The sequence below is a fragment of the Streptomyces sp. H39-C1 genome (assembly GCF_027158125.1).
Taxonomy (GTDB): Bacteria; Actinomycetota; Actinomycetes; order Streptomycetales; family Streptomycetaceae; genus Actinacidiphila; species Actinacidiphila fildesensis.
This window is the reverse complement of record NZ_JAPVLS010000295.1, coordinates 1-600: the sequence shown is the minus strand read 5'-3', so window position 1 is coordinate 600 and position 600 is coordinate 1. Positions and strand designations below refer to the sequence as shown.

At 68.2% G+C, this 600-nt stretch carries 1 pseudogene; it reads right to left on the bottom strand.

The annotated features are described in order from the left end of the window. Window positions 1–505 (bottom strand): annotated as a pseudogene (locus O3W51_RS48300) (non-ribosomal peptide synthetase); the annotation flags it as partial. Window positions 506–600 lie beyond the last annotated feature (95 nt).

The window sequence follows — 600 nt, the reverse complement described above, 5'->3', positions numbered from 1 at the left end:
CCGGCTCACCCGGCCGGACCCCGGCCTCACGCAACCGCCGACCGATCCGCCACGCCCGCGACACCAACTCACCGAACGACATCCGACCACCCGGCCACACCACCGCATCCCGACCCGCCCACCGACCCGCAGCCGCAAAAACCCCCTCATGCAACAACCCACCCGACACCACACCCACCGCACCATTGGCCGCCTCACGCACCACCAACTGCCCCGACGGCAGGAGGGGGCTCTGCACCTGGGTCCAGGCCTCACTGTCCTGCTCCGAGAGGCGCAGAAGGAGGGCCTTCAGGGTGGCGAAAGCCTGGTCGAGCACACCTTCGGGGAAGGCGGCATCCACCGCGTCCCAGCTGACGTTCAGGCCGGTTTGCTTCTCGATGATCTGCATGTCGAGCAGAACCTGAGGGGTCTGGGAGATGGCGTCGACGAGCCGCCCGAACGGAGGGAAGTCTCCGTGCGCGTCACCCATGGGATGTCCGATGGCGCTGGTGAAGACGACGGGCATGGAGGCCCGTTCCGCACCATGCTCACGCGCCAGATCCCGCAACACCCGAACCCCGCCATACGCCCGGTGCTCCAACCCCTCCCACACCTGACGCT